The sequence below is a fragment of the Undibacterium sp. TJN25 genome (assembly GCF_049339885.1).
In the GTDB taxonomy this organism is placed as follows: Bacteria; Pseudomonadota; Gammaproteobacteria; order Burkholderiales; family Burkholderiaceae_D; genus Undibacterium.
In genome coordinates, this window is record NZ_JBMPPM010000006.1 from 99558 (window position 1) to 118457 (window position 18900).

At 59.2% G+C, this 18900-nt stretch carries 20 protein-coding genes; 11 read left to right on the forward strand and 9 right to left on the reverse strand.

The window, feature by feature from the left end:
• The first annotated feature begins 119 nt into the window (after positions 1–119).
• From ACO0LO_RS16065 to ACO0LO_RS16090, 6 genes are all read left to right on the forward strand, one after another.
• Entirely contained in the window at positions 120–1460 is a 1341-nt protein-coding gene (locus ACO0LO_RS16065) for a serine hydrolase domain-containing protein (RefSeq protein ID WP_422965253.1), read from the forward strand.
• A gap of 74 nt (positions 1461–1534) precedes the next feature.
• Positions 1535–2401, forward strand: a complete 867-nt coding sequence (locus ACO0LO_RS16070; protein WP_422965254.1) for an NmrA family NAD(P)-binding protein — start codon at positions 1535–1537, stop codon at positions 2399–2401.
• 121 nt (positions 2402–2522) lie between these two features.
• Positions 2523–2960: a MarR family winged helix-turn-helix transcriptional regulator gene (locus tag ACO0LO_RS16075; protein ID WP_422965255.1), complete on the forward strand. Its 438-nt coding sequence runs from the start codon at positions 2523–2525 to the stop codon at positions 2958–2960.
• A gap of 188 nt (positions 2961–3148) precedes the next feature.
• Positions 3149–3928, forward strand: coding sequence for an alpha/beta fold hydrolase (locus ACO0LO_RS16080; RefSeq protein WP_422965256.1), 780 nt, complete (start codon positions 3149–3151; stop codon positions 3926–3928).
• A gap of 91 nt (positions 3929–4019) precedes the next feature.
• Positions 4020–4445, forward strand: coding sequence for an organic hydroperoxide resistance protein (locus tag ACO0LO_RS16085; RefSeq protein WP_422965257.1), 426 nt, complete (start codon positions 4020–4022; stop codon positions 4443–4445).
• A gap of 330 nt (positions 4446–4775) precedes the next feature.
• The gene (locus ACO0LO_RS16090; protein ID WP_422965258.1) at positions 4776–5885 is read left to right on the forward strand and encodes an alkene reductase; all 1110 of its coding nucleotides are present in this window, start codon (positions 4776–4778) and stop codon (positions 5883–5885) included.
• A 60-nt stretch (positions 5886–5945) separates the two neighbouring features.
• Here the strand turns inward: ACO0LO_RS16090 and ACO0LO_RS16095 are convergent, their stop codons facing one another.
• Positions 5946–6581 carry a PEP-CTERM sorting domain-containing protein gene (locus ACO0LO_RS16095; RefSeq protein WP_422965259.1) on the reverse strand — a complete coding sequence of 212 codons (636 nt, stop codon included), beginning with the start codon at positions 6579–6581 and terminating at the stop codon, positions 5946–5948.
• A gap of 719 nt (positions 6582–7300) precedes the next feature.
• Between ACO0LO_RS16095 and fusA the strand changes: the two genes are divergently transcribed.
• Complete coding sequence (gene fusA / locus ACO0LO_RS16100; protein ID WP_422965260.1) at positions 7301–9412, forward strand: elongation factor G; 2112 nt, start codon at positions 7301–7303, stop codon at positions 9410–9412.
• Between the two features lie 127 nt (positions 9413–9539).
• Complete coding sequence (locus tag ACO0LO_RS16105; RefSeq protein ID WP_422965261.1) at positions 9540–10046, forward strand: hypothetical protein; 507 nt, start codon at positions 9540–9542, stop codon at positions 10044–10046.
• A gap of 148 nt (positions 10047–10194) precedes the next feature.
• Here the strand turns inward: ACO0LO_RS16105 and ACO0LO_RS16110 are convergent, their stop codons facing one another.
• The gene (locus ACO0LO_RS16110; protein WP_422965880.1) at positions 10195–10848 is read right to left on the reverse strand and encodes a class I SAM-dependent methyltransferase; all 654 of its coding nucleotides are present in this window, start codon (positions 10846–10848) and stop codon (positions 10195–10197) included.
• Positions 10849–10853: 5 nt separating this feature from the next.
• On the reverse strand, positions 10854–11780 hold the full coding sequence (locus tag ACO0LO_RS16115) for a LysR family transcriptional regulator ArgP (protein ID WP_422965262.1): 927 nt from the start codon (positions 11778–11780) through the stop codon (positions 10854–10856).
• 122 nt (positions 11781–11902) lie between these two features.
• On the opposite strand from ACO0LO_RS16115, the gene ACO0LO_RS16120 reads away from it, so the two are divergent.
• Positions 11903–12508 carry a LysE/ArgO family amino acid transporter gene (locus tag ACO0LO_RS16120; RefSeq protein ID WP_422965263.1) on the forward strand — a complete coding sequence of 202 codons (606 nt, stop codon included), beginning with the start codon at positions 11903–11905 and terminating at the stop codon, positions 12506–12508.
• A gap of 55 nt (positions 12509–12563) precedes the next feature.
• On the opposite strand, the gene ACO0LO_RS16125 is transcribed toward ACO0LO_RS16120, so the two are convergent.
• The 4 genes from ACO0LO_RS16125 to ACO0LO_RS16140 form a co-directional block, all read right to left on the reverse strand.
• Complete coding sequence (locus tag ACO0LO_RS16125) at positions 12564–13055, reverse strand: DUF4124 domain-containing protein (protein WP_422965264.1); 492 nt, start codon at positions 13053–13055, stop codon at positions 12564–12566.
• Positions 13056–13174: 119 nt separating this feature from the next.
• Complete coding sequence (locus ACO0LO_RS16130) at positions 13175–14131, reverse strand: ornithine cyclodeaminase family protein (RefSeq protein WP_422965265.1); 957 nt, start codon at positions 14129–14131, stop codon at positions 13175–13177.
• Positions 14132–14265: 134 nt separating this feature from the next.
• A complete protein-coding gene (locus ACO0LO_RS16135; protein WP_394782077.1) occupies positions 14266–14685 on the reverse strand; it encodes an organic hydroperoxide resistance protein in 420 nt (139 codons plus the stop codon).
• A 342-nt stretch (positions 14686–15027) separates the two neighbouring features.
• Complete coding sequence (locus tag ACO0LO_RS16140) at positions 15028–15495, reverse strand: MarR family winged helix-turn-helix transcriptional regulator (RefSeq protein WP_422965266.1); 468 nt, start codon at positions 15493–15495, stop codon at positions 15028–15030.
• A gap of 212 nt (positions 15496–15707) precedes the next feature.
• Here ACO0LO_RS16140 and pyrF point away from each other — a divergent pair, with 212 nt between their 5' ends.
• Positions 15708–16526, forward strand: a complete 819-nt coding sequence (gene pyrF / locus ACO0LO_RS16145; protein ID WP_422965267.1) for an orotidine-5'-phosphate decarboxylase — start codon at positions 15708–15710, stop codon at positions 16524–16526.
• A gap of 23 nt (positions 16527–16549) precedes the next feature.
• Positions 16550–17419 (forward strand): substrate-binding periplasmic protein, encoded by an 870-nt coding sequence (locus ACO0LO_RS16150; RefSeq protein ID WP_422965269.1) that lies wholly within the window; start codon positions 16550–16552, stop codon positions 17417–17419.
• Between the two features lie 106 nt (positions 17420–17525).
• On the opposite strand, the gene ACO0LO_RS16155 is transcribed toward ACO0LO_RS16150, so the two are convergent.
• On the reverse strand, positions 17526–18281 hold the full coding sequence (locus tag ACO0LO_RS16155; RefSeq protein ID WP_422965271.1) for an SDR family oxidoreductase: 756 nt from the start codon (positions 18279–18281) through the stop codon (positions 17526–17528).
• 82 nt (positions 18282–18363) lie between these two features.
• A complete protein-coding gene (locus tag ACO0LO_RS16160) occupies positions 18364–18843 on the reverse strand; it encodes a carboxymuconolactone decarboxylase family protein (protein ID WP_422965273.1) in 480 nt (159 codons plus the stop codon).
• Positions 18844–18900: the final 57 nt, after the last annotated feature.

The window sequence follows — 18900 nt, forward strand, 5'->3', positions numbered from 1 at the left end:
CCGCTGCTATTATGCATCAACCGTTCGCTGGCGGGTACTTTACCTGAGCTGAAATGGCGAAATTCTCTGTGCAAAAAATGGCTCGTAGCGTACGGCCGATATCGAAAGGAACTCACAATATGACTCTAAACATCAGCCGGCGCCACATGCTGAAAGCCGCCTCCCTGGCCGCCGTTTCTTCCCTTGCCGGCCTGGCCGGCGCGCGTGCCTTTGCTTCGCCGTCGGCATTGCTGGCATCGCCCCTGGCTGGCGGCGCCGCTGCCAATGCGGGGGCAGGAATGGGCAGCCGAAATTTTGCATCCATCAACCAGCTGCTGAACCGTGCCGTCAGCGACGGTGTGTTGGCCGGCGTGGTGGCGATGGGGGCGACGGACAAGGGCATTATCTATGAAGGCGCATTCGGCAAGCGCGATGCGGCCAGGGGGCCGGCGATGTCGCTGGACACAGTGTTCTGGCTGGCGTCAATGACCAAGGCGATTACCGCCACCGCCTGCATGCAGCTGGTGGAGCAGGGCAAGCTGCAGCTCGACCAGCCCATGGGGCAGATACTGCCGGAACTGGCCTCGCCCCAGGTGCTGGAAGGTTTCGACAGTGCCGGCAAGCCCCGGCTGCGCCCGGCAAAGCGTCTCATCACCCTGCGCCACCTGTTGACCCATACATCCGGCTACACCTATAGCGTATGGAGCGACAAGCTGGTCCAGTATGAAAAGGCCACCGGCATGCCGGACATTGCCGAATCGAAAAACGGCGCCTTCAGCGCGCCGCTGGAATTCGATCCCGGCGAGCGCTGGCAATACGGCATCAGTATGGACTGGGTGGGCAAGATCGTGGAAGCCGTCAGCGACCAGTCGCTGGAAGTGTATTTCCGCGAAAACATCTTTACCCCGCTGGGCATGAAGGACACGGGTTTCCTGATCAGCAGCGAGCAGAAGCGCCGGCTGGCCACCACATACAACCGTACGGCCAGCGGTGGCCTGCAAGCCGCGCCGTTCGAGTTCTCGCAGCGGCCCGAGTTTTTCATGGGCGGTGGCGGGCTGTTCAGCACACCGCGCGACTATATGGCGTTTTTGCAGATGCTGCTGCTCGACGGCAGCTTTAACGGCGCGCAGATACTAAAGCCTCAGACCGTTGCGCTGATGCGCCAGAACCAGATCGGCGAACTGCAGGTCGTGCCGCTGAAGTCAGTGCAGCCAGCCTACTCGCAGGATGCAGACCTGTTTCCCGGCATGGTGCAAAAGTGGGGCCTGTCTTTTGACATCAATACGCAGCCGGGGCCGGCAGGCCGCAGCGCCGGCAGCATCTCGTGGGCCGGGCTGCTGAACTGCTATTTCTGGCTGGACCCTGTCAAGCGGGTGACCGGCACCGTGTTCACCCAGGTGCTGCCTTTCTACGATCCCGCCATCGTCAAGCTGTATGCGGGATTTGAACGCGGCCTGTACGACGCACTGGCACATGGCTGAGCCGCTTGCCTGCTGACACTTCGCCCTAAAGCTTGAACGAAACTTCACTGACATTATTTAAAAGGAACATCATTATGTACGCTATTACCGGAATCACAGGCAAGGTAGGCGGCGCTGTCGCACTCACGCTGCTAGCCGCCGGGCTGCCTGTCCGCGCTGTTGTGCGCGACGCCGCCAAGGCCGCTGAATGGAAAACGCTGGGCTGCGAGATTGCCGTGGCGGAGATGGAAGACGCAGCGGCCCTCGCGCAAGCCTTCAAGGGCGCGGAAGCGGTCTTTATCCTGCCGCCGTCCAACTTCGATCCGGAGCCGGGATTTCCCGAGGCAAAAATAGTCATCGACACCGTACGCTACGCGCTGCAGGCCGCGCGTCCGGCAAAGGCCGTCTGCCTGTCCACCATCGGTGCGCAGGCAGTCCAGGTCAACCTGCTGACCCAGCGCACGCTGATGGAGCAGGCGCTCGGCACCCTGGATGTGCCGGTCACTTTTCTGCGTCCCGGCTGGTTCATGGAAAATGCCGCGTGGGATGTGGTCCCGGCCCGCGACAGCGGGGTGATTCCCAGCTTCCTGCAGCCGCTGGACAAGCCGGTTCCCATGGTTGCGACGGCGGACGTAGGCCGCGTCGCCGCGCAATTGCTGCAGCAAAGCTGGAGCGGCCACCGGGTAGTCGAGCTGGAAGGCCCATGCAGGGTAAGCCCGAACGACATCGCCGCCGCATTCTCCCGCATCCTGGGTCACCCTGTGCGCATGGAAATAGTGCCCCGTGCAAGCTGGGAAACCTTGTTCAAGTCGCAGGGAATGCAGGACCCGCTGCCGCGCATCCGCATGCTCGACGGCTTCAACGAAGGATGGATCTCTTTTGAAAACGGCGATGCGGCCACGCTCAAAGGCCAGGTTGCACTGGAAACCGTGTTGCAGAGTCTGGTGGACGGCGCGGCATAGCCTTACCTTCGCCCAGGCCAGGCTTCATCATGCACACCGCTGTCCCTGCGTGCGGGCCGGCGGTTTGCAGCCGAACGGGTTCTGCGCTAGGCTAGTGGCATTCACTTTCACACTGTCTCCCATGGCCTCCGCACACCTTCCTCCTACACTCGCCCAGCACCTGTGCTTCAAGCTGTATTCCACTTCGCTGAAGATGACGCAGCTGTACAAGCCCATGCTGTCCGAGCTGAACCTGACGTATCCGCAGTACCTGGTGATGGTGGTGCTGTGGGAAGAGGAGGGGCTGGGCATAGGCGACATTGCGCGGCGCCTGCAGCAAGATCCCGGTTCCATCACGCCGCTGGCCAAGCGCCTGGAAGCGGAGGGCTACCTGGTCCGCGACCGCGACCCCAAAGACCAGCGCAACCGCGTGCTGACGCTGACACCGGCTGGCAAGGACCTGCGCGTTGCTGGTGTGCGCATCAGTGAACAGATTGCCAGCGCCTGTGCGATTACCTTCAAGGATGCGGGGCAGCTGATGGATGGCATAGATAAGCTGAACGATAATCTCGGCGAATAAACAGTCACATAAAAAAGTTTTAAAAATAACTTGCGCACTAATATTTAGCGTGCTAAAGTACTTTCCATGGTGACGCGCAGTGAAAGCGAAACGCCATACAAATAGTTAGCGCGCTAAATATTAATGCGAAGCTAAGAAATTTAACCCGATGCAATAAACCGTTTATCTACCTTACTGAGGATCTCACCATGAAAACTTCGATCAAATCCGCACTGCTCCTGTCCGCCGTCTTGTCCGGCTCCGCCATGCTGGCGACTGCTCCGGCCCGTGCCGCTGCGCCAGTCGATAGCGACACCACTGTCGTGCTCGTGCACGGCGCTTTCGCCGACGGCTCCAGCTGGGACCAGGTTATTCCACTGTTACAAGCCAAGGGCGTCAAAGTGGTTGCAGTACAGAATCCGCTGTCTTCGCTGGCCGCAGACGTTGCCGAGACACAGCGGGTAGTGGATGCGCAAACCGGTAAGGTTGTGCTGGTCGGACACTCATGGGGCGGCGCCGTCATCACGCAGGCAGGTAGCAGCGACAAGATCAAGGCGCTGGTGTATGTCGCGGCGTTTGCACCTTCCGAAGGCGAATCCCTGGGCTCTGTCGGCAAGGACTATCCTACGCCACCCGGCATCCCTACCTTGAAGCCCGCTGCAGCAGGCGGTTATATAGATTTGCCGTCGGACTCCTACATACAGAACTTTGCGCAAGACGTGCCTGTTGCTCGGGCCAGGGTGCTTGCTACTTTGCAAGGGCTGTTTCCGGCTAAATCTTTCGGCGAGCCTATCACTTACGCCGCATGGAAAAACAAACCCAACTACTACATCGTTGCAAACAACGACCGCATGATAGACCCAGGCCTGGAACGGGCTTTCGCCAAAAAGCTGAATGCCGTCACCACTACGGTGAATTCCAGCCACGTGCCGATGTTGTCGCAGCCTCAGGTGGTGGCCGACGTCATCATGAATGCAGTGCAACGTTAATTGAATTTCCCGGCCTCCGTGGGGAGGCCGGACGCAGCAAATGCCGTACCCCACCCAACACATTGACTCATTATTTTTAAAGGAAACCATCATGTCTATCCCACAAATCCTGTACCGTGCAAACGCCAAAGCTACCGGTGGCCGCGAAGGCCGCGCCATCTCTTCAGACGGCGTGCTGGACGTCAAGCTGACGACCCCTAAAGAACTGGGCGGCGCCGGTGCTGTCGGCACCAACCCGGAGCAACTGTTCGCTGCCGGCTATTCCGCCTGCTTTCTGGGTGCGATGAAATTTGTCGGCGGCCGCGACAAGATCGCCGTTCCAGCCGATGTTACCGTGGACGGCACGGTCGGCATAGGCCCGATACCCACCGGCTTCGGCATCGAAGTCGAATTGAAGATATCGCTGCCCGGCATGGACCGCGCGACAGCAGAAAAGCTGGTCGCCGCAGCGCACATCGTCTGCCCTTACTCGAACGCTACCCGCGGCAATATCGATGTAACGCTGACATTGGTATAAACAGGCCAGCTGGTTCCCAGGCTTTTTTAGACCGCTGAACCTTTAGTCCGTCATCCGGCGGATTGCCGTGCGGGGCGACTGTGACGCAAGTCCGGTCGCCCCGCATGTCCTTGTGAAGCGGAAATCCACGCCACATTGATTGCGGATAAAAATATCCGATATGTTGTGAAGTCCAGACTGTTTTTCTCAAACCGGCCTGGCCCCACAATAGCTTCACAGTACGGCGGCACCGAGGAAACACCGATTCAGGCGCCTCAGTCTTTGTTAAATAAAAGATGTCCGTCCATATTAATTGCTTGAATAGACTTTTACATCTACCCCGAGGAAATCATGTCCAAACTTATGTCCGCCGTCAAATTAGGCCCTTACCAGATATCGCACCGTGTCGTGCTGGCGCCGCTGACCCGCATGCGTGCGGAAGAGGGCGCCATGCCCGGCCCGCTGATGGCCGAATACTATGCGCAACGCACTTCCGCAGGCGGCTTCCTGATAGGCGAAGCCACGATCGCTGCCGCCAACGGCAACGGTTACCTGGGCGCTCCCGGCCTGTATGAGGATAGCCAGATCGCCGGCTGGAAGCTTGTCACGGATGCCGTGCATGCCAAGGGCGGCCGCATCTTCCTGCAGCTATACCACGCAGGCCGCCAGTCGAATGTGGATGTGCAGCCGCAAGGCAGCACACCGGTCGGCCCGTCTGAAATCCTGCACGGCGGTGTTGCCTACACCACGGCAGGCTGGGTGCCGAATACGCCTAACCGCGCATTGACGATGGAAGAGATCGCCGACCTGGTAGAAAGTTTCCGCAGCGCTGCACAGCGCGGCATCGCCGCCGGTTTCGACGGCGTGGAAATCCATGCCGCCAACGGCTACCTGTTTGACCAGTTCCTGCAGGACGGCAGCAACAAGCGCACCGACGTTTATGGTGGTTCGATAGAAAACCGCAGCCGCTTCCTGCTGGAAGTGACCAATGCGCTGATCTCGGTCTGGGGCAGCGACAAGGTCGCCGTGCGCATCGGCCCCAGCGGCTCATGGGGCGACATGAGCGACAGCAATCCGGAAGCGCTGTTCACCTATGTGGCGCAACAACTGGCCAAGCTGAACCTGGCCTACCTGCATCTGATCGAGCCCCGGATTGCCGGCAACATCGAAGACGAAGCGAAGGACCAGAACCCCGTTGCTTCGCAACTGATACGCAAGCACTACAAAGGCACCATCATTGCGGCAGGCGGTTTCACCGGTGATTCGGCAGAAGCGATCATCAATGCAGGCGACGCCGACCTGGTGGCGTTCGGCCGCCACTTCATCGCCAATCCGGACCTGCCGGAACGCCTGCGTCGCAAGCTGCCGCTGAACCCGTACGACCGTCCCAGCTTCTTCGGCGGCAATGAGGCAGGTTATACCGACTACCCGTTTTATAGCGCAGAAGCAGTAGCCGCTTAAGGCGGACGAGGCAGTCACTGCATGCTGGCCTGGGCGCCGGCATGCAGCGGGGCCGCCAGCTCAGGAAGAACGGCGGCGGCTCAATGCCAGGCCGAACAGGCCAATGGCAAAAATCATCAGCGTTGCCGGTTCCGGCACGTCAAAGGTATAGGTCAGGATGGCGCTGCCGTTGAAGTTGGTCAGGTCGGAGGCGCCGCCTGTGCCCGGCAAGCCATCCGAAGCCCTGAACCCATAGCCGATCAGCAATTGCTGGCCGGCGATGCCGGTGATGAAGGCCGACACGTCGGTAAAGTTAAAAATGTGGTCCACGGCAGCTGCTACGCCGGTTGTCTGCCCGGAATCCTGGCCAGCGGGAGTGACAGGCACCCCTGTTTGTGTCGGCAGGGCAAAGTTCAGCGTGCCGCCGCCGTTTTCCGCAAACACAAACAGCCGTGTATTCAAGTCCACCGTGGCAGGGAAAGGGCCCAGATCATGAAAAATGATGGGCTGGTAAGTACCGATGATTTCCACGCTTACACTTTGCAGCGTGCCGTTGGCCGGATCGAACGGCAACGCCTTGATGTCGAAGGGGGTGAAGTCGCCAAGGTCCTGGCTGAGGCCGGGGATATTCTGTACGATGGTTGCTGCGTTGCCGGACGTGCTGAAAGCGAGCATGAGCACTAAGGGTACTGCCAGAACCAGGGATTTCAAACGCATGATGTTCCTCCTGAGGAATGAATGAAGCAGCGGCCGGAAGTGCGAAGAGACGCACCTTCTGAACAACACGCTACTTGTAAAAAGTACAAGCAAATTCCGTGCTACTTTGCAGCATTTCATCCTCGCCAGACGCGAAGTGTTTAAGCGCTGCTACAAACCCATTCCACAAAAAAACATTGCAAATCCTCGCTGTAAAAACGGCCGACAGTATTTCTTGGCAAAGTGCAATCCTTGTTGAATCCAGAGGGAAATGTTTTAAGGTATGTGTGCGTATGTATTAACGCAAAGCAGGGTGGTGGTGAAGCAACTTTTGGCTGATCAGGCACATACGCGGCTATTGCGATGATGGCGGCATAGCGCGCCTCTCTCCGGAGCAACAATCGATACCTGGGCGGCGGCGCTACCGACAGCATCGCTCATAAAAACTCATTTTGTCCGGGTGTGAGAGCGCACGACCTGGCGGTAGCACGCAAACCGGTGTTGGGATATGCTGGAGTGCTATGCCTTCGATTAATAAAATTGATGGCGTTTGACATTTTTGCCCTCTGTTAATTTTTTGTTTCGCCACCAGATGGGGTCGACTGGAGCTTTACGTTTCCGGGCGGATGCCGTTCCGGCGCGCCAGTGCGCCGATGAGGACGCGTTATCCTTTCACGCCCGGGTTGCCAATTAGGACTATCATCACTCACGTTACCAAGTTTTCTTAGAAGGAGATTGCCATGACCCGCAAAACCCGTATCGAGCTCTACCGCAATATCGGTATCAGCGCACACATCGATGCAGGCAAGACCACGACCACCGAGCGCATTCTGTTTTATACAGGAGTGAATCACAAAATCGGTGAGGTGCATAATGGTGCGGCGACCATGGACTGGATGGAGCAGGAGCAGGAACGCGGCATCACGATCACGTCCGCTGCTACCACCGCCTTCTGGAAAGGCATGGCCGGTAACTATCCCGAGCACCGCATCAACATCATCGATACGCCGGGCCACGTCGATTTCACGATCGAGGTGGAACGCTCCATGCGCGTGCTGGACGGCGCCGTGATGGTGTACGACTCCGTCGGCGGCGTGCAGCCGCAGTCGGAAACCGTATGGCGGCAAGCCAACAAATACAAAGTGCCGCGCATGGCCTTCGTCAACAAGATGGATCGTGTCGGCGCCGATTTTTTCCGCGTGCAACGGCAGATCAGCGAGCGCCTGAAGGGCGTCGCCGTGCCCATCCAGATTCCGGTCGGTGCGGAAGACCATTTTGAAGGCGTCATCGATCTCGTCAAGATGAAAGCGATCATCTGGGACGAGGCCAGCCAGGGCGTCAAGTTTGAATACCGCGATATCCCGGAGCACCTGCAGGCCACGGCGCAGGAATGGCATGACAAGATGGTGGAAGCAGCTGCCGAAGCGAGCGAAGAATTGCTGGAAAAATACCTGGCAGGCACGCCGCTGACCGAAACCGAAATCAAGCAGGCGCTGCGCCAGCGCACCATTGCCAACGAGATCGTGCCCATGCTGTGCGGCAGCGCGTTCAAGAACAAGGGTGTGCAGGCGATGCTGGATGCGGTCATCGACTATCTGCCGTCGCCGATGGATGTGCCTGCGATCAAGGGCCATGACGAAGACGATAATGAGATAGAACGCCATCCGGATGATAACGAGCCTTTCTCCGCGCTGGCTTTCAAGATCATGACCGATCCTTTCGTCGGCCAGCTGGTGTTTTTCCGCGCCTATTCCGGCAAGGTCAATTCCGGCGACACGGTGTTCAATCCGGTCAAGACCAAGAAGGAACGCCTGGGCCGCATCCTGCAGATGCATGCGAATGAACGCAAAGAAATCAGCGAGGTATATGCCGGCGACATCGCGGCTGCGGTGGGCCTGAAAGACGTCACCACTGGCGATACGCTGACAGATCCCGACCACGTGATCATCCTGGAGCGCATGATCTTCCCGGAACCCGTGATCTCGCAGGCAGTGGAACCGAAGACCAAGGTAGACCAGGAAAAAATGGGCATCGCACTGAACCGGCTGGCGCAGGAAGATCCGTCTTTCCGTGTGCATACCGATGAAGAATCCGGCCAGACCATCATCTCCGGCATGGGCGAGCTGCATCTGGAAATCCTGGTGGACAGGATGAAGCGCGAATTCGGCGTGGAAGCCAATGTCGGCAGGCCGCAAGTTGCCTACCGCGAAACCATCCGTTCTGTTGCTGATGATGTCGAAGGCAAGTTCGTCAAGCAGTCCGGCGGGCGCGGCCAGTATGGCCATGCGGTGCTGAAGCTGGAACCGCAGCCGCCAGGCAAGGGTTTTGAATTTGTCGATGCCATCAAGGGCGGCGTCATCCCGCGTGAATTCATCCCCGCGGTGGAAAAGGGCATTGTGGAAACGCTGAAGTCCGGTGTGCTGGCGGGTTACCCGGTGGTGGACATCAAGGCTACGCTGATCTTCGGCTCTTACCATGACGTGGATTCGAACGAGAATGCGTTCCGCATGGCCGGCTCCATGGCCTTCAAGGAAGGCATGCGCCGCGCCAACCCGGTCTTGCTGGAGCCGATGATGGCCGTGGAAGTGGAAACGCCGGAAGATTATGCCGGCACCGTGATGGGCGACCTGTCGTCCCGCCGCGGCATGGTGCAGGGCATGGATGAGATCGCCGGTGGTGGCGGCAAGATCATCAAGGCCGAAGTGCCGTTGTCGGAGATGTTTGGTTATTCGACATCGCTGCGTTCCGCGACCCAGGGCCGCGCAACGTATACGATGGAGTTCAAGCACTATGCGGAAGCCCCGCGCAACGTGGCCGAGCAGGTCATGACGCGCAAGGCGGAGGCGCGTTGATGCTTTTTACGCCGGAAAAGCGTGAATGCAGCAAGGTGTTAGTTGAGTAACAAGTTGTAAAACCCGTCATCGGATACCCCCTGAGAGCGTTGTATACTCGCCTGTACAAGCTTAAAGGGAGTATCCGATGAAAAAATTAGTATTAGCAGCAGCTCTGGTCGCAGCCAGCGGTTCCATCTTCGCGGCCGATGTCGGCGTCTCCATCAATTTCGCCCAGCCCGGCGTGTATGGCCGGGTTGATATCGGCGCAGTGCCTGCGCCGCAAGTGGTCTATACCCGCCCGCAAGTGATTTATGCACCGCAGCCAGGTGTGGTGGTTGAGCCTCTGTACCTGTATGTGCCCATAGCGCATCAGCGCAACTGGCGCAGGTATTGCGGCGGCTACCATGCCTGCGGCCAGCCTGTGTATTTTGTGCAGGAGAACTGGTACCGCAATGTCTACGCACCGCGCTACAGGGAATATGTGCGCGGCCCCGGACGCGGCCCAGGCCCGGTGCGGTATGAAGAGCGGCGCGATTATCGCGGCGACCACCGCGGCCCAGGCTGGGATCATGGCCGGGATCACGAGCATGAGCATGAGCACGATAGGGACCATGACCGTGGACATGACGACCATCATGGCCGGGATCACTAACAACGACGGTTGAGCAGCACGCTTGAACTTCGGCGCCTGTATGGGCGTCAGACCCAGGCTGCAAGCAGAAGCGGCGGCATACGAAAGTATGCCGCCGTTTTCTTGTGTGCTTCGATTCATGTGCTTCGATACGCGAGAATAGTGAAACTCAAGCCTGCCACACGCTGGCCAGCCACGGTTGCTGCTCGCGCGGCAGCCCGGCCGGGCGATAGTAGTGTTCCAGTTCGGTAAATCCCGCATCGTTCATAAAGGCCCACCACGCCGCCTTGTCGTGGAAGGCGCTATACCGATGGCGGCTCCAGCCTTCGACGTTATCGCCGCGCGGCAGCGAGCAGAACAGTACGCCGCCGGGTTTGAGCGCAGCATGCAATTGTTTCAGTACACGCGGCAGCTCCCGGCCCGGCACATGCTGCAGCGATGCATTGGCAAAGATGCCGTCAAAGCGGCCGGCAGGCAACTCCAGCTTCAAAAAATCCTGCTGCCAGACTTCGCAGCCCGTATCGGCACGCGCCATCGCCACAAACTGCTCGCTGCCGTCCAGGCCGATGGCGGTGTGGCCCAGGCTTGTCAGCGTCTTCAGGTCGCGCCCCGGCCCGCAGCCGAAATCCAGCAGCATCAGCGGCGGCGCTGCCGCAATGTGGCGCAGCAGCGCGGCGATGTTCTGGCTCACATCATGGTCGCGCGTGCCTTCGCGGAAATCGGCCGCCACCTGGTTGTAGTTATCCAGCGTGGCGGCGGTGATGCCTGCCAGGTCCGGTTCGTTGTTGTCTGCGTCTGTCTTGTCTGTGTTTGTCTGGTTCATGTTGCTCATGTTTTTTCCTCTGTTGCGGCATCCGCCTGTATCAGCATTGTGCGCGCTGCCGCAATCAATGTCTGCGACAGCTTTTGCAGGCGCGGCGACTGCACTTTCCAGCTATGCCAGTATAAGCTGCTGTCCATCGGGCGATCCGGGGCCAGGTCCACCAGCGAGCCGGGCGGCAGGTGTGCCGGCAGCCGGTGCAGCATCAGTTCCGGCACCATGCCCCAGCCCATGCCCAGCGCAATTGCATGCATGAAAGGGTCGGAGGCGGGGATATAGTGACAAGGGTAGCTGTGTTCGACGATGCCGAAGTGCTGCTTCAGGTAGCCTGCCTGCAGCTTGTCCTTGCGGTTGAACACGACGACCGGTGCCTTTTGCGCGGCGGCGCGCTGCATGCCGCGTGCAAACCACTGTTGCCGGTACGCCGGCGAACCCACGCAGCGGTAGCGCATGATGCCCAGATACTCCGCGCTGCAGCCGCGCATCGCATGCAGCTCGGTCGATACGCAGCCCAGCGCCAGCCCGGCTTCCAGCAGCGCATGCGTATGGTCCTGGTCATCCAGGCTGACGTCCAGCAGCACCTGCTCGCTGCGCAGGAATTCCGCTACCGCCGGCAGTAGCCAGCTGGAAAGACTGTCCGCATTGACGGCCACGGCAATACTCAGCAATTCTGCCTGCTCACCGGAAAAATCCGCCTGCAAATCCTGCTCCAGCAACTGCACGCGGCGCAGGTGCTGCAACAGGCGCTGGCCCGCATGCGTGGGCCGGCAAGGTCGGCTGCGCACCAGCAAGGGGCTGCCGAGCTGGATCTCCAGCGCCCGCACCCGCTGCGATACGGCAGACGACGTCAGGCGCAGCAGCGCCGCCGCCTGCTCAAAGCTGCCGCTGTCAATGACGGCCAGCAGTGCTTCGCATTGTCTGGAATCCAGGTTCATGTTAAATAGATACTTATTAAGAAAATTTAATGAATAGCCTGATATTTTAATTTTGCTTCATATTTTACCGCGACTGCCACAAACTGCAGACTGTTGAGAGAAAAAAGAGCAGGGAGAAAAATATGTTGCCGTTTTACTTAAAAGGCCTGGGACTGGGCGCCGGATTGATCATGGCCATAGGCTCGCAAAACGCCCACGTGCTGCGCATGGGTTTGCGCCGTCATCATGTCGGGCTGACCGTGCTGGCCTGTATCGTCTGCGAAGCGCTGCTGATCAGCGCCGGTGTCGCCGGCATGGGGCGCCTGATAGAAGGGCAGCCGCTGTTGCTGCTGCTGGCGCGCTGGGGCGGCGCGGCTTTCCTCACATGGTATGGGCTGCGGGCCTGGCGTTCTGCCCTGTCCGACCATACGCTGAATGCAGACGCCAAACCCACCGTGCTGAGCGCCCGCCAGGCCTTGCTGTCGGTGCTCGCCGTCACCCTGCTGAATCCGCATGTGTATCTGGACACCGTCATGCTGCTGGGCGCTATCGGTGGCCAGCAGCCGGGGCAGGGCAAGTGGTGGTTTGCGCTGGGCGCGGTCAGCACGGCAATTGTGTGGTTTTGCGCGCTGGGCTACGGCGCCCGCCTGCTGTCGCCGCTGTTTGCCAAGCCGCGCGCCTGGCGCATATTGGATGGCGCCGTGGGGGTGATCATGCTGGTTCTGGCGGTGAGCTTGCTGGTGTTGTAGGAAACAATGTCAGCTACTGGGCAGCCTGGGTCTGTCGCTGCAAGCAAGTCAGCGACTATCTCCCTGCCGCTCGGTTAAACGCTTCTTCTCTTTCCCTGGCCCTGCGTTCGCCGATGGCCTGCTGCTGTTCCGCTTTGGTGATGGGTGTATTTTCCTTTTTCATCTGGGCGATGACATTCGGATTGCTGCAGTGGACGCCGTGATTTTTTTCACAGGCGTTGACCAAGCCCTGGTTGGCCTGGCTGGAGTTGTTATTCCTGGTAGCTGCGGGGTTCCAGCGGTTTTGCGCGGCATTGTCATTTGCATTGCGCGCCTGCCGGCGCTGTGCAAATTCCTGGTTTTCCTTTTCCCAGTCCCTGTCTGCCGCTGGCAGGCTGGATGGCTGCGTGTCTATTTTCGTCAACTGCTGCGATTTTTCGGCTTTGGCGCATGGCGTTCCGGTATAGGAGACCGTGCCGCTCTGGTCCGTACACTTGTACACCTGGGCCGATGCGGCGCCGGACAGGCAAAACAGCGGAACAATTAACAGGGATAAGAAGTGGCGCATCGGTGTTCTTGGCGTGGATTTTTCATGCTATTCGGCAATTCTGTCACGAAAGAGACCTGATCACAATGCAAGTTGGCGATGTGGCGTTGTTGCTGAACGTCGCCTGAGAGTCGGCCTTTTTATGAGGCGGCTTTTTGATACTGCGCCCACACCAGGTTGGCGGCGCACAGATCTTCCAGCGCAGTGCCCACCGATTTGAACACCGTAATTTCCTCGGCACTGCTGCGGCCGGCATGCGTGCCTTTGCACAGTTCTGCCAGTTCCGCGACGATGGCGGTGGGGCGTAGTGTGCCGTTGGCCAGCGGCTGCGTCAGGTCGCCGGCTTCCTTTAGTGCGCCGGTGTAGGTATCGACAAAGATGCTGGCGCGGGTGATGGCGGCATTGTCCACTTCGCGCATGTCGGGCTTGAAGCCGCCTACCAGGTCCAGGTGGGTGCCGGGTTCCAGCCATTCGCCGCGTACGACGGGCGTGCGGCTGGTGGTGACGCAACTGATGATGTCTGCACGGCGGCAGGCGCTTTCCAGGTCTGTCGCCACGCAGATGTTGACGTAGCTCGGCAGTTCGCCGCCGGCACGCATGCGCTCGGCGCATGCCTGGGCTTTTTCTTCCGAACGTCCCCACACCGCTACTTCCAGGATGTCGCGCGCGGCGCAGTGCGCGGCCGCCAGGTACGGCGCCAGATTGCCAGTGCCCACCAGCAGCAGGCAGCGGCTGTTGCTGCGCGACGTGTAGCCCGAGGCCAGGGCCGAGGCGGCAGCGGTGCGCCGGGCGGTCAGTTCCTCGCCGTCCATCAGTGCCAGCGGCGCGCCGGTACGGGTGTCGAACAGTACGAAGATCGCATGCACTGACGGCAGGCCCTGGTTCTGCGGGGCCACCGTCACCAGCTTCACGCCCATATTGCCGCCGGCCTGCCACACCGGCATCAGCAGCAGGGTGGAGGCCGGGTCTTCCGACACATTGTGCACATGCCGCTGCGGCGCCTGCATGCCCTCGGCGAAGGCGTCGCGCAACGCGGCGGCCAGCTCGGGGTAGGGCAGGGCCAGTCTGACTTGTTCTTTGCTGAGATGGGGAATCATGGCGGCCCTGGAATGGAATGGTGGACCTATTGTAACAAGGCTTTTTCCCGATGCGCAAAAAGCGAAAGGCCGCGATGGCGGCCTTTTCGGGGAAGCAGCTGCAGCAGAGGCTGCAAGCATTTTCCTATAGGGTATTACAGAACGGTGATGGTCACGTCGATGTTGCCGCGTGTCGCATTGGAGTAAGGGCAAACCTGGTGGGCTTTGTCTACCAGCGCCTGTGCTTCTGCCTTGTCCATGCCGGGGATGGTCACGTTCAGTGCCACTGTCAGTCCGAAACCGCCTTTGTCGTTAGGGCCGATGCCGACCTGGCCGTTGATCGATGTTTCTGCCGGCAGCGTGACTTTGGTTGCTGCTGCGACGAATTTCATTGCGCCGATGAAGCAGGCGGAGTAGCCGGCTGCAAACATCTGTTCCGGGTTGGTGCCTTCGCCGCCGCCGCCGCCGAGTTCTTTAGGCGTAGTCAGTTTGACGGACAACTGGTTGTCGCTGGATACGGCGCGGCCGTCGCGGCCGCCGGTTGCTGTTGCGCTTGCTGTGTAGAGTACTTGCATGGTGTTCTCCTGATGGGCTGAAATAAAGAAGCCGTTGCGAAATGTGCCTGGCGGTATTGCCTGATTTTGCCATGTGGCCCGGCACACTTCGCAGCAGCCTCTGAAAAATACGGCGTCATGTGAGGACTGAAGCCGTGACTGAATCTTGTTACTGCTCAATTTCCAACTGCTGATCTTCCAACTGCTAATCTTCCAACTGCTATGCTGATTTACTGATTTTGCTGCCTGAAGCTGATGAGCGAATTATAGATGGCGATTAGATTGTGTGCAATCTAATTTTGGAAAATATTATTTTCAGCACGCGGAATAAAGCATAATTTCCTTACTGCACTAGCTCTGGCACTAGGATGCGGTTTCCTTGCTCTCCGTCAGATCGTCCCGTATCTCCGACAATTGCTCGCGCAGGCTGATCAGCACTTCCTTGGTCTGGCCGCTGGCGCACATGATCTGCAGGGGGATTTCCTTTGCTGCCTTCTTCAATTGTTTACCTGCTGTTGTCAGCGTAATCCTGACCTGCCGCTCGTCCTGTTCGTCGCGCCTGCGGACGAGGATGCCGGCTGCTTCCAGCCTTTTCAGCAGCGGCGTCAGCGTGCCGGAATCCAGGAACAGCGATTCACCGATGTCTTTGACCAGTATATTGTCCCGCTGCCATAACACCATCATGACAAGATATTGCGGATAGGTCAGGCCTATCTTGTCCAGGATGGGTTTGTAGGTCTTGGTCATCGCCAGCGATGCTGAATACAGCGCAAAGCAGAACTGATTGTCCAGCGCCAGCAGGTCGATATCGCTTACAGGTGTTTTTTTCATTACGGCAAATCAGCCGCGCGCCGGGGCGTGAGGCTGTCAATTGTGTGGATTTGATGAATCATACGCCCGCCCGCCTTAATTGTCCTGCGCTGCGCCGGTTGTGGGGGCCAGGTCTGAGCGGCAAGAAGTGGTGCTGCGCGAATTTTGGCCCTAGTCCGCTTTATAATGCCGGTATATGCTCCACGCATCCAATATTAATAAAAAGGCAAATAATGACCTTCATAGAAAAACTGACTGCCGCCTGGGCTTCCAATAACTCGCTGCTGTGCGTGGGGCTTGACCCCGATGTCTCCCGCTTCCCGGCAGAGATCGCCGGCCAGCCGGACGCCATTTTTGCATTCTGCAAATCCATCATCGACGCCACTGCCGACCTGGCCTGCTCGTTCAAGCCGCAGATTGCGTATTTTGCCGCCCTGCGCGCGGAAGACCAGCTGGAAGCCATCTGCAACTACATCCGCACCAGTTACCCGAACATTCCCATCATCCTCGATTCCAAGCGCGGCGACATCGGCGCTACGGCCGAACAGTATGCCCGTGAAGCCTACGAGCGCTACGGCGCCGACGCGGTAACCGTCAGCCCCTACATGGGCTTTGATTCGGTGGCGCCCTACATGGAGTGGAAGGACCGTGGCGCCATCGTACTGTGCCGTACATCGAATGCCGGCGGCTCCGACCTGCAGTTCCTGGATGTAGGCGGCAAGCCGCTATACCAGCATGTCGCCCAGCTGGTGGCCGACAAGTGGAACACCAACGGCCAGTGTGCGCTGGTGGTGGGCGCCACCTTCCCGAATGAAATTTCGCAGGTGCGCCACATCATCGGCGACATGCCGCTGCTGATCCCCGGCATAGGTGCGCAGGGCGGCGATGTTGCTGCTACTGTCACCGCCGGCAAGACCGCAGCGGGAACCGGCATGATGATCAATTCCTCGCGCGCCATCCTGTACGCCAAACCGGCAGCCGGCGAGTCGTACACGCAGGCCGCCCGCCGCGTAGCCGAAGAAACCCGGAGCGCCATCAACTCCTGCCGCTGATGCCAATAAGAACAGGACGGACGATGCCTGACATCTTCACCGCAGGAGCTTCCTTAAAACGGGTGGCGCGCTGTTTGCTGCCGGTTTGTATCGCGATGGCTGCCATGGCAGCCGGTGCCGGCTCGGCTGAATGTTCACGGCCGTTTGTGGTCCCGGTATCGTCCACCGGTTCCGGTACGGCCATCACCAAAAAACAGTTCGGCAGCATCTATCTTGATGTGTTGCGCAGCGCCGGCAAAAAGAACGGCTGCGAATTTGTGTTTTCTGTGGTGCCGCGTTCGCGCCAGGAAGCGATGTTCCAAAGCGGCCAGTCCGACATACTGCTGCCTGCCATCCGCACGCCGCGTCGCGACGAGGCCGGGCTTTTCGTTCCCCTGCTGTCGGTCAGGGCTACGCTGATCTCGGTTGCAGCGGAACGTCCGGCCATCCGCAGCCTGCAAGAACTGCTGGAGCACCGTGAAATGAAACTGGCGCTGGTGCGCGGTTACGACTACGGCGCCGCCTATCTTGCACTGGTCAGCGAGCTGAAGAGCCAGGGTCGCCTGATACTGGAATCCGACCCTACATCGGTTGCCCGCCAGATGCTATCCGGTGCCGCCAATGCCACCATCATGACATCGCCCATCTTTTCCGATGTCGTGCAGACGGACAAGCGGCTGGAAGCACTGCAAAGCAGGCTGCGGTATGAAGGGCTGGACGATCTGCCATGGATAGACAGCGGCGCCTACCTGTCCAAGACGGCGCTCAGTGCGGAAGACAAGGAGGCGCTGCAAGACCTGTTTGAAAGCATCACCAAGTCAGGTACGCTGCTGAACAGCCTGCGGCATCACGGCCAGGCGGACAGCCTGAAGGACAGCGTCAGGCCTTTTATGGCAGCCAGACCGGCTAACTGATCCGCAAAACCACATCGCCGGATCCCGCAAGCGGCTGCATTGCACCGCGCCTGCAATGATCTGGCAATGCCGCAAAAAAAACCAGCGCGCGGCCTTCACTCCGGCCTTATTTTGCCGCTTGCGACTGGCTGAACCAGGTTGTGTAATTGATTTTTCCTAGGCGCGGATTGTCGCCGGGCACCAGCGTATTGTCTTGCAGTTCCGCGCCGAAGTAGCGGGCATGCACGTCCTGAACGACCTTGCGTGTGTCCTTCGTGGCAATCAGGTGTTGCTGCACCAGTTCCGACAAGCGCATGCGGTCGGGGCCGGCGATTTCCACTACGCCCATCAGCGGTTTGCCCAGTGCATAATCCACCGTCGCTTCGGCCACGTCGTCCGAGGCGATAGGCTGCACAAATGCCGGCGACAGATGGACCTGGTTACCGTCGGCACCGGATTGAGCAATGCTGCCGAGGAATTCAAAGAACTGCGTGGAGTGGACGATGGTGTAGGGGATGCCGGCTTCCCTGATCAGTTTTTCCTGTGCGATCTTGCCGCGGAAATAGCCGCTTTCCGCCAGGCGGTCCGTGCCGACCACCGACAAGGCCACATGGTGCTTGACGCCGGCCACGGCTTCCGCCGCGAGCAGGTTTTTGCCCGAGGTTTCAAAAAATTCCAGCACAGCCTTGTCTTCGAACGAAGGCGAGTTTGCGACGTCGATCACGACTTGCGCGCCGGCCAGCGCTTCCGCCAGCCCTTCGCCGGTGATGGTATTGATGCCGGAAGCAGGCGACGCCGCCACCACATCGTGGCCGGCCTTGTGCAGATTATTGACGACTTTGCTGCCGATGAGTCCTGATCCGCCGATGACAACGATTTTCATGATATCTCTCTCAATGTAAGTCCGCGATCGGGATTGATGCGGGGTGGTGCCTGGTAAAAATTTTCAGTTCAGTCTGTTCAGCTCAGCTCAGCCCGGCCTTGTCCAGCCCGAAGATGGCGTCGGACGAACCCGGCACAGTCTTGAAGGCGATGTTGAGCCGGTTCCACGAACCGTTCGCCATGATGATGAAGGTCAGGTCGGAAATTTCCTGTTCAGACAGCTGGCCGCGCACTCGTTCGTAGATGTCGTCCGGCACACCCTGCTCGGACGGCTTGCTCAGCGCTTCCGTCCAGGCCAGTGCCGCGCGTTCGCGCGGGACAAACAGCGTGGACTCGCGCCAGGCGGCGATATGGTGCAGGCGCAGCTCCCGCTCCCCGTGGATCTTTGCCTGCTTGACGTGCATGTCCAGGCAGAACCCGCAGTTGTTCAATTGGGCAGAGCGGATAGCGACAAGATCGCGGGTTTTTTCTTCAATGGCGCTTTCTTTTGTTTCGCCGATGAACTGGATGAATTTCTTGAACAGTTCGGGGGACTGCTGCACATAGTTGATGCGTTGCGTCATAGACATTCCTTGGTGGGTCTTGCTTTTCCCAGTACGGCTGGGCGCCGTTGTGCGATG

Coding starts and splice junctions, on each gene's coding strand:
- ACO0LO_RS16065 (WP_422965253.1), top strand. CDS start 120: ATGACTCTAAACATCAGCCGGCGCCACATGCTGAAAGCCGCCTCCCTG.
- ACO0LO_RS16070 (WP_422965254.1), top strand. CDS start 1,535: ATGTACGCTATTACCGGAATCACAGGCAAGGTAGGCGGCGCTGTCGCA.
- ACO0LO_RS16075 (WP_422965255.1), top strand. CDS start 2,523: ATGGCCTCCGCACACCTTCCTCCTACACTCGCCCAGCACCTGTGCTTC.
- ACO0LO_RS16080 (WP_422965256.1), top strand. CDS start 3,149: ATGAAAACTTCGATCAAATCCGCACTGCTCCTGTCCGCCGTCTTGTCC.
- ACO0LO_RS16085 (WP_422965257.1), top strand. CDS start 4,020: ATGTCTATCCCACAAATCCTGTACCGTGCAAACGCCAAAGCTACCGGT.
- ACO0LO_RS16090 (WP_422965258.1), top strand. CDS start 4,776: ATGTCCAAACTTATGTCCGCCGTCAAATTAGGCCCTTACCAGATATCG.
- ACO0LO_RS16095 (WP_422965259.1), bottom strand. CDS start 6,581: ATGCGTTTGAAATCCCTGGTTCTGGCAGTACCCTTAGTGCTCATGCTC.
- fusA (WP_422965260.1), top strand. CDS start 7,301: ATGACCCGCAAAACCCGTATCGAGCTCTACCGCAATATCGGTATCAGC.
- ACO0LO_RS16105 (WP_422965261.1), top strand. CDS start 9,540: ATGAAAAAATTAGTATTAGCAGCAGCTCTGGTCGCAGCCAGCGGTTCC.
- ACO0LO_RS16110 (WP_422965880.1), bottom strand. CDS start 10,848: ATGAACCAGACAAACACAGACAAGACAGACGCAGACAACAACGAACCG.
- ACO0LO_RS16115 (WP_422965262.1), bottom strand. CDS start 11,780: ATGAACCTGGATTCCAGACAATGCGAAGCACTGCTGGCCGTCATTGAC.
- ACO0LO_RS16120 (WP_422965263.1), top strand. CDS start 11,903: ATGTTGCCGTTTTACTTAAAAGGCCTGGGACTGGGCGCCGGATTGATC.
- ACO0LO_RS16125 (WP_422965264.1), bottom strand. CDS start 13,055: ATGCGCCACTTCTTATCCCTGTTAATTGTTCCGCTGTTTTGCCTGTCC.
- ACO0LO_RS16130 (WP_422965265.1), bottom strand. CDS start 14,131: ATGATTCCCCATCTCAGCAAAGAACAAGTCAGACTGGCCCTGCCCTAC.
- ACO0LO_RS16135 (WP_394782077.1), bottom strand. CDS start 14,685: ATGCAAGTACTCTACACAGCAAGCGCAACAGCAACCGGCGGCCGCGAC.
- ACO0LO_RS16140 (WP_422965266.1), bottom strand. CDS start 15,495: ATGAAAAAAACACCTGTAAGCGATATCGACCTGCTGGCGCTGGACAAT.
- pyrF (WP_422965267.1), top strand. CDS start 15,708: ATGACCTTCATAGAAAAACTGACTGCCGCCTGGGCTTCCAATAACTCG.
- ACO0LO_RS16150 (WP_422965269.1), top strand. CDS start 16,550: ATGCCTGACATCTTCACCGCAGGAGCTTCCTTAAAACGGGTGGCGCGC.
- ACO0LO_RS16155 (WP_422965271.1), bottom strand. CDS start 18,281: ATGAAAATCGTTGTCATCGGCGGATCAGGACTCATCGGCAGCAAAGTC.
- ACO0LO_RS16160 (WP_422965273.1), bottom strand. CDS start 18,843: ATGACGCAACGCATCAACTATGTGCAGCAGTCCCCCGAACTGTTCAAG.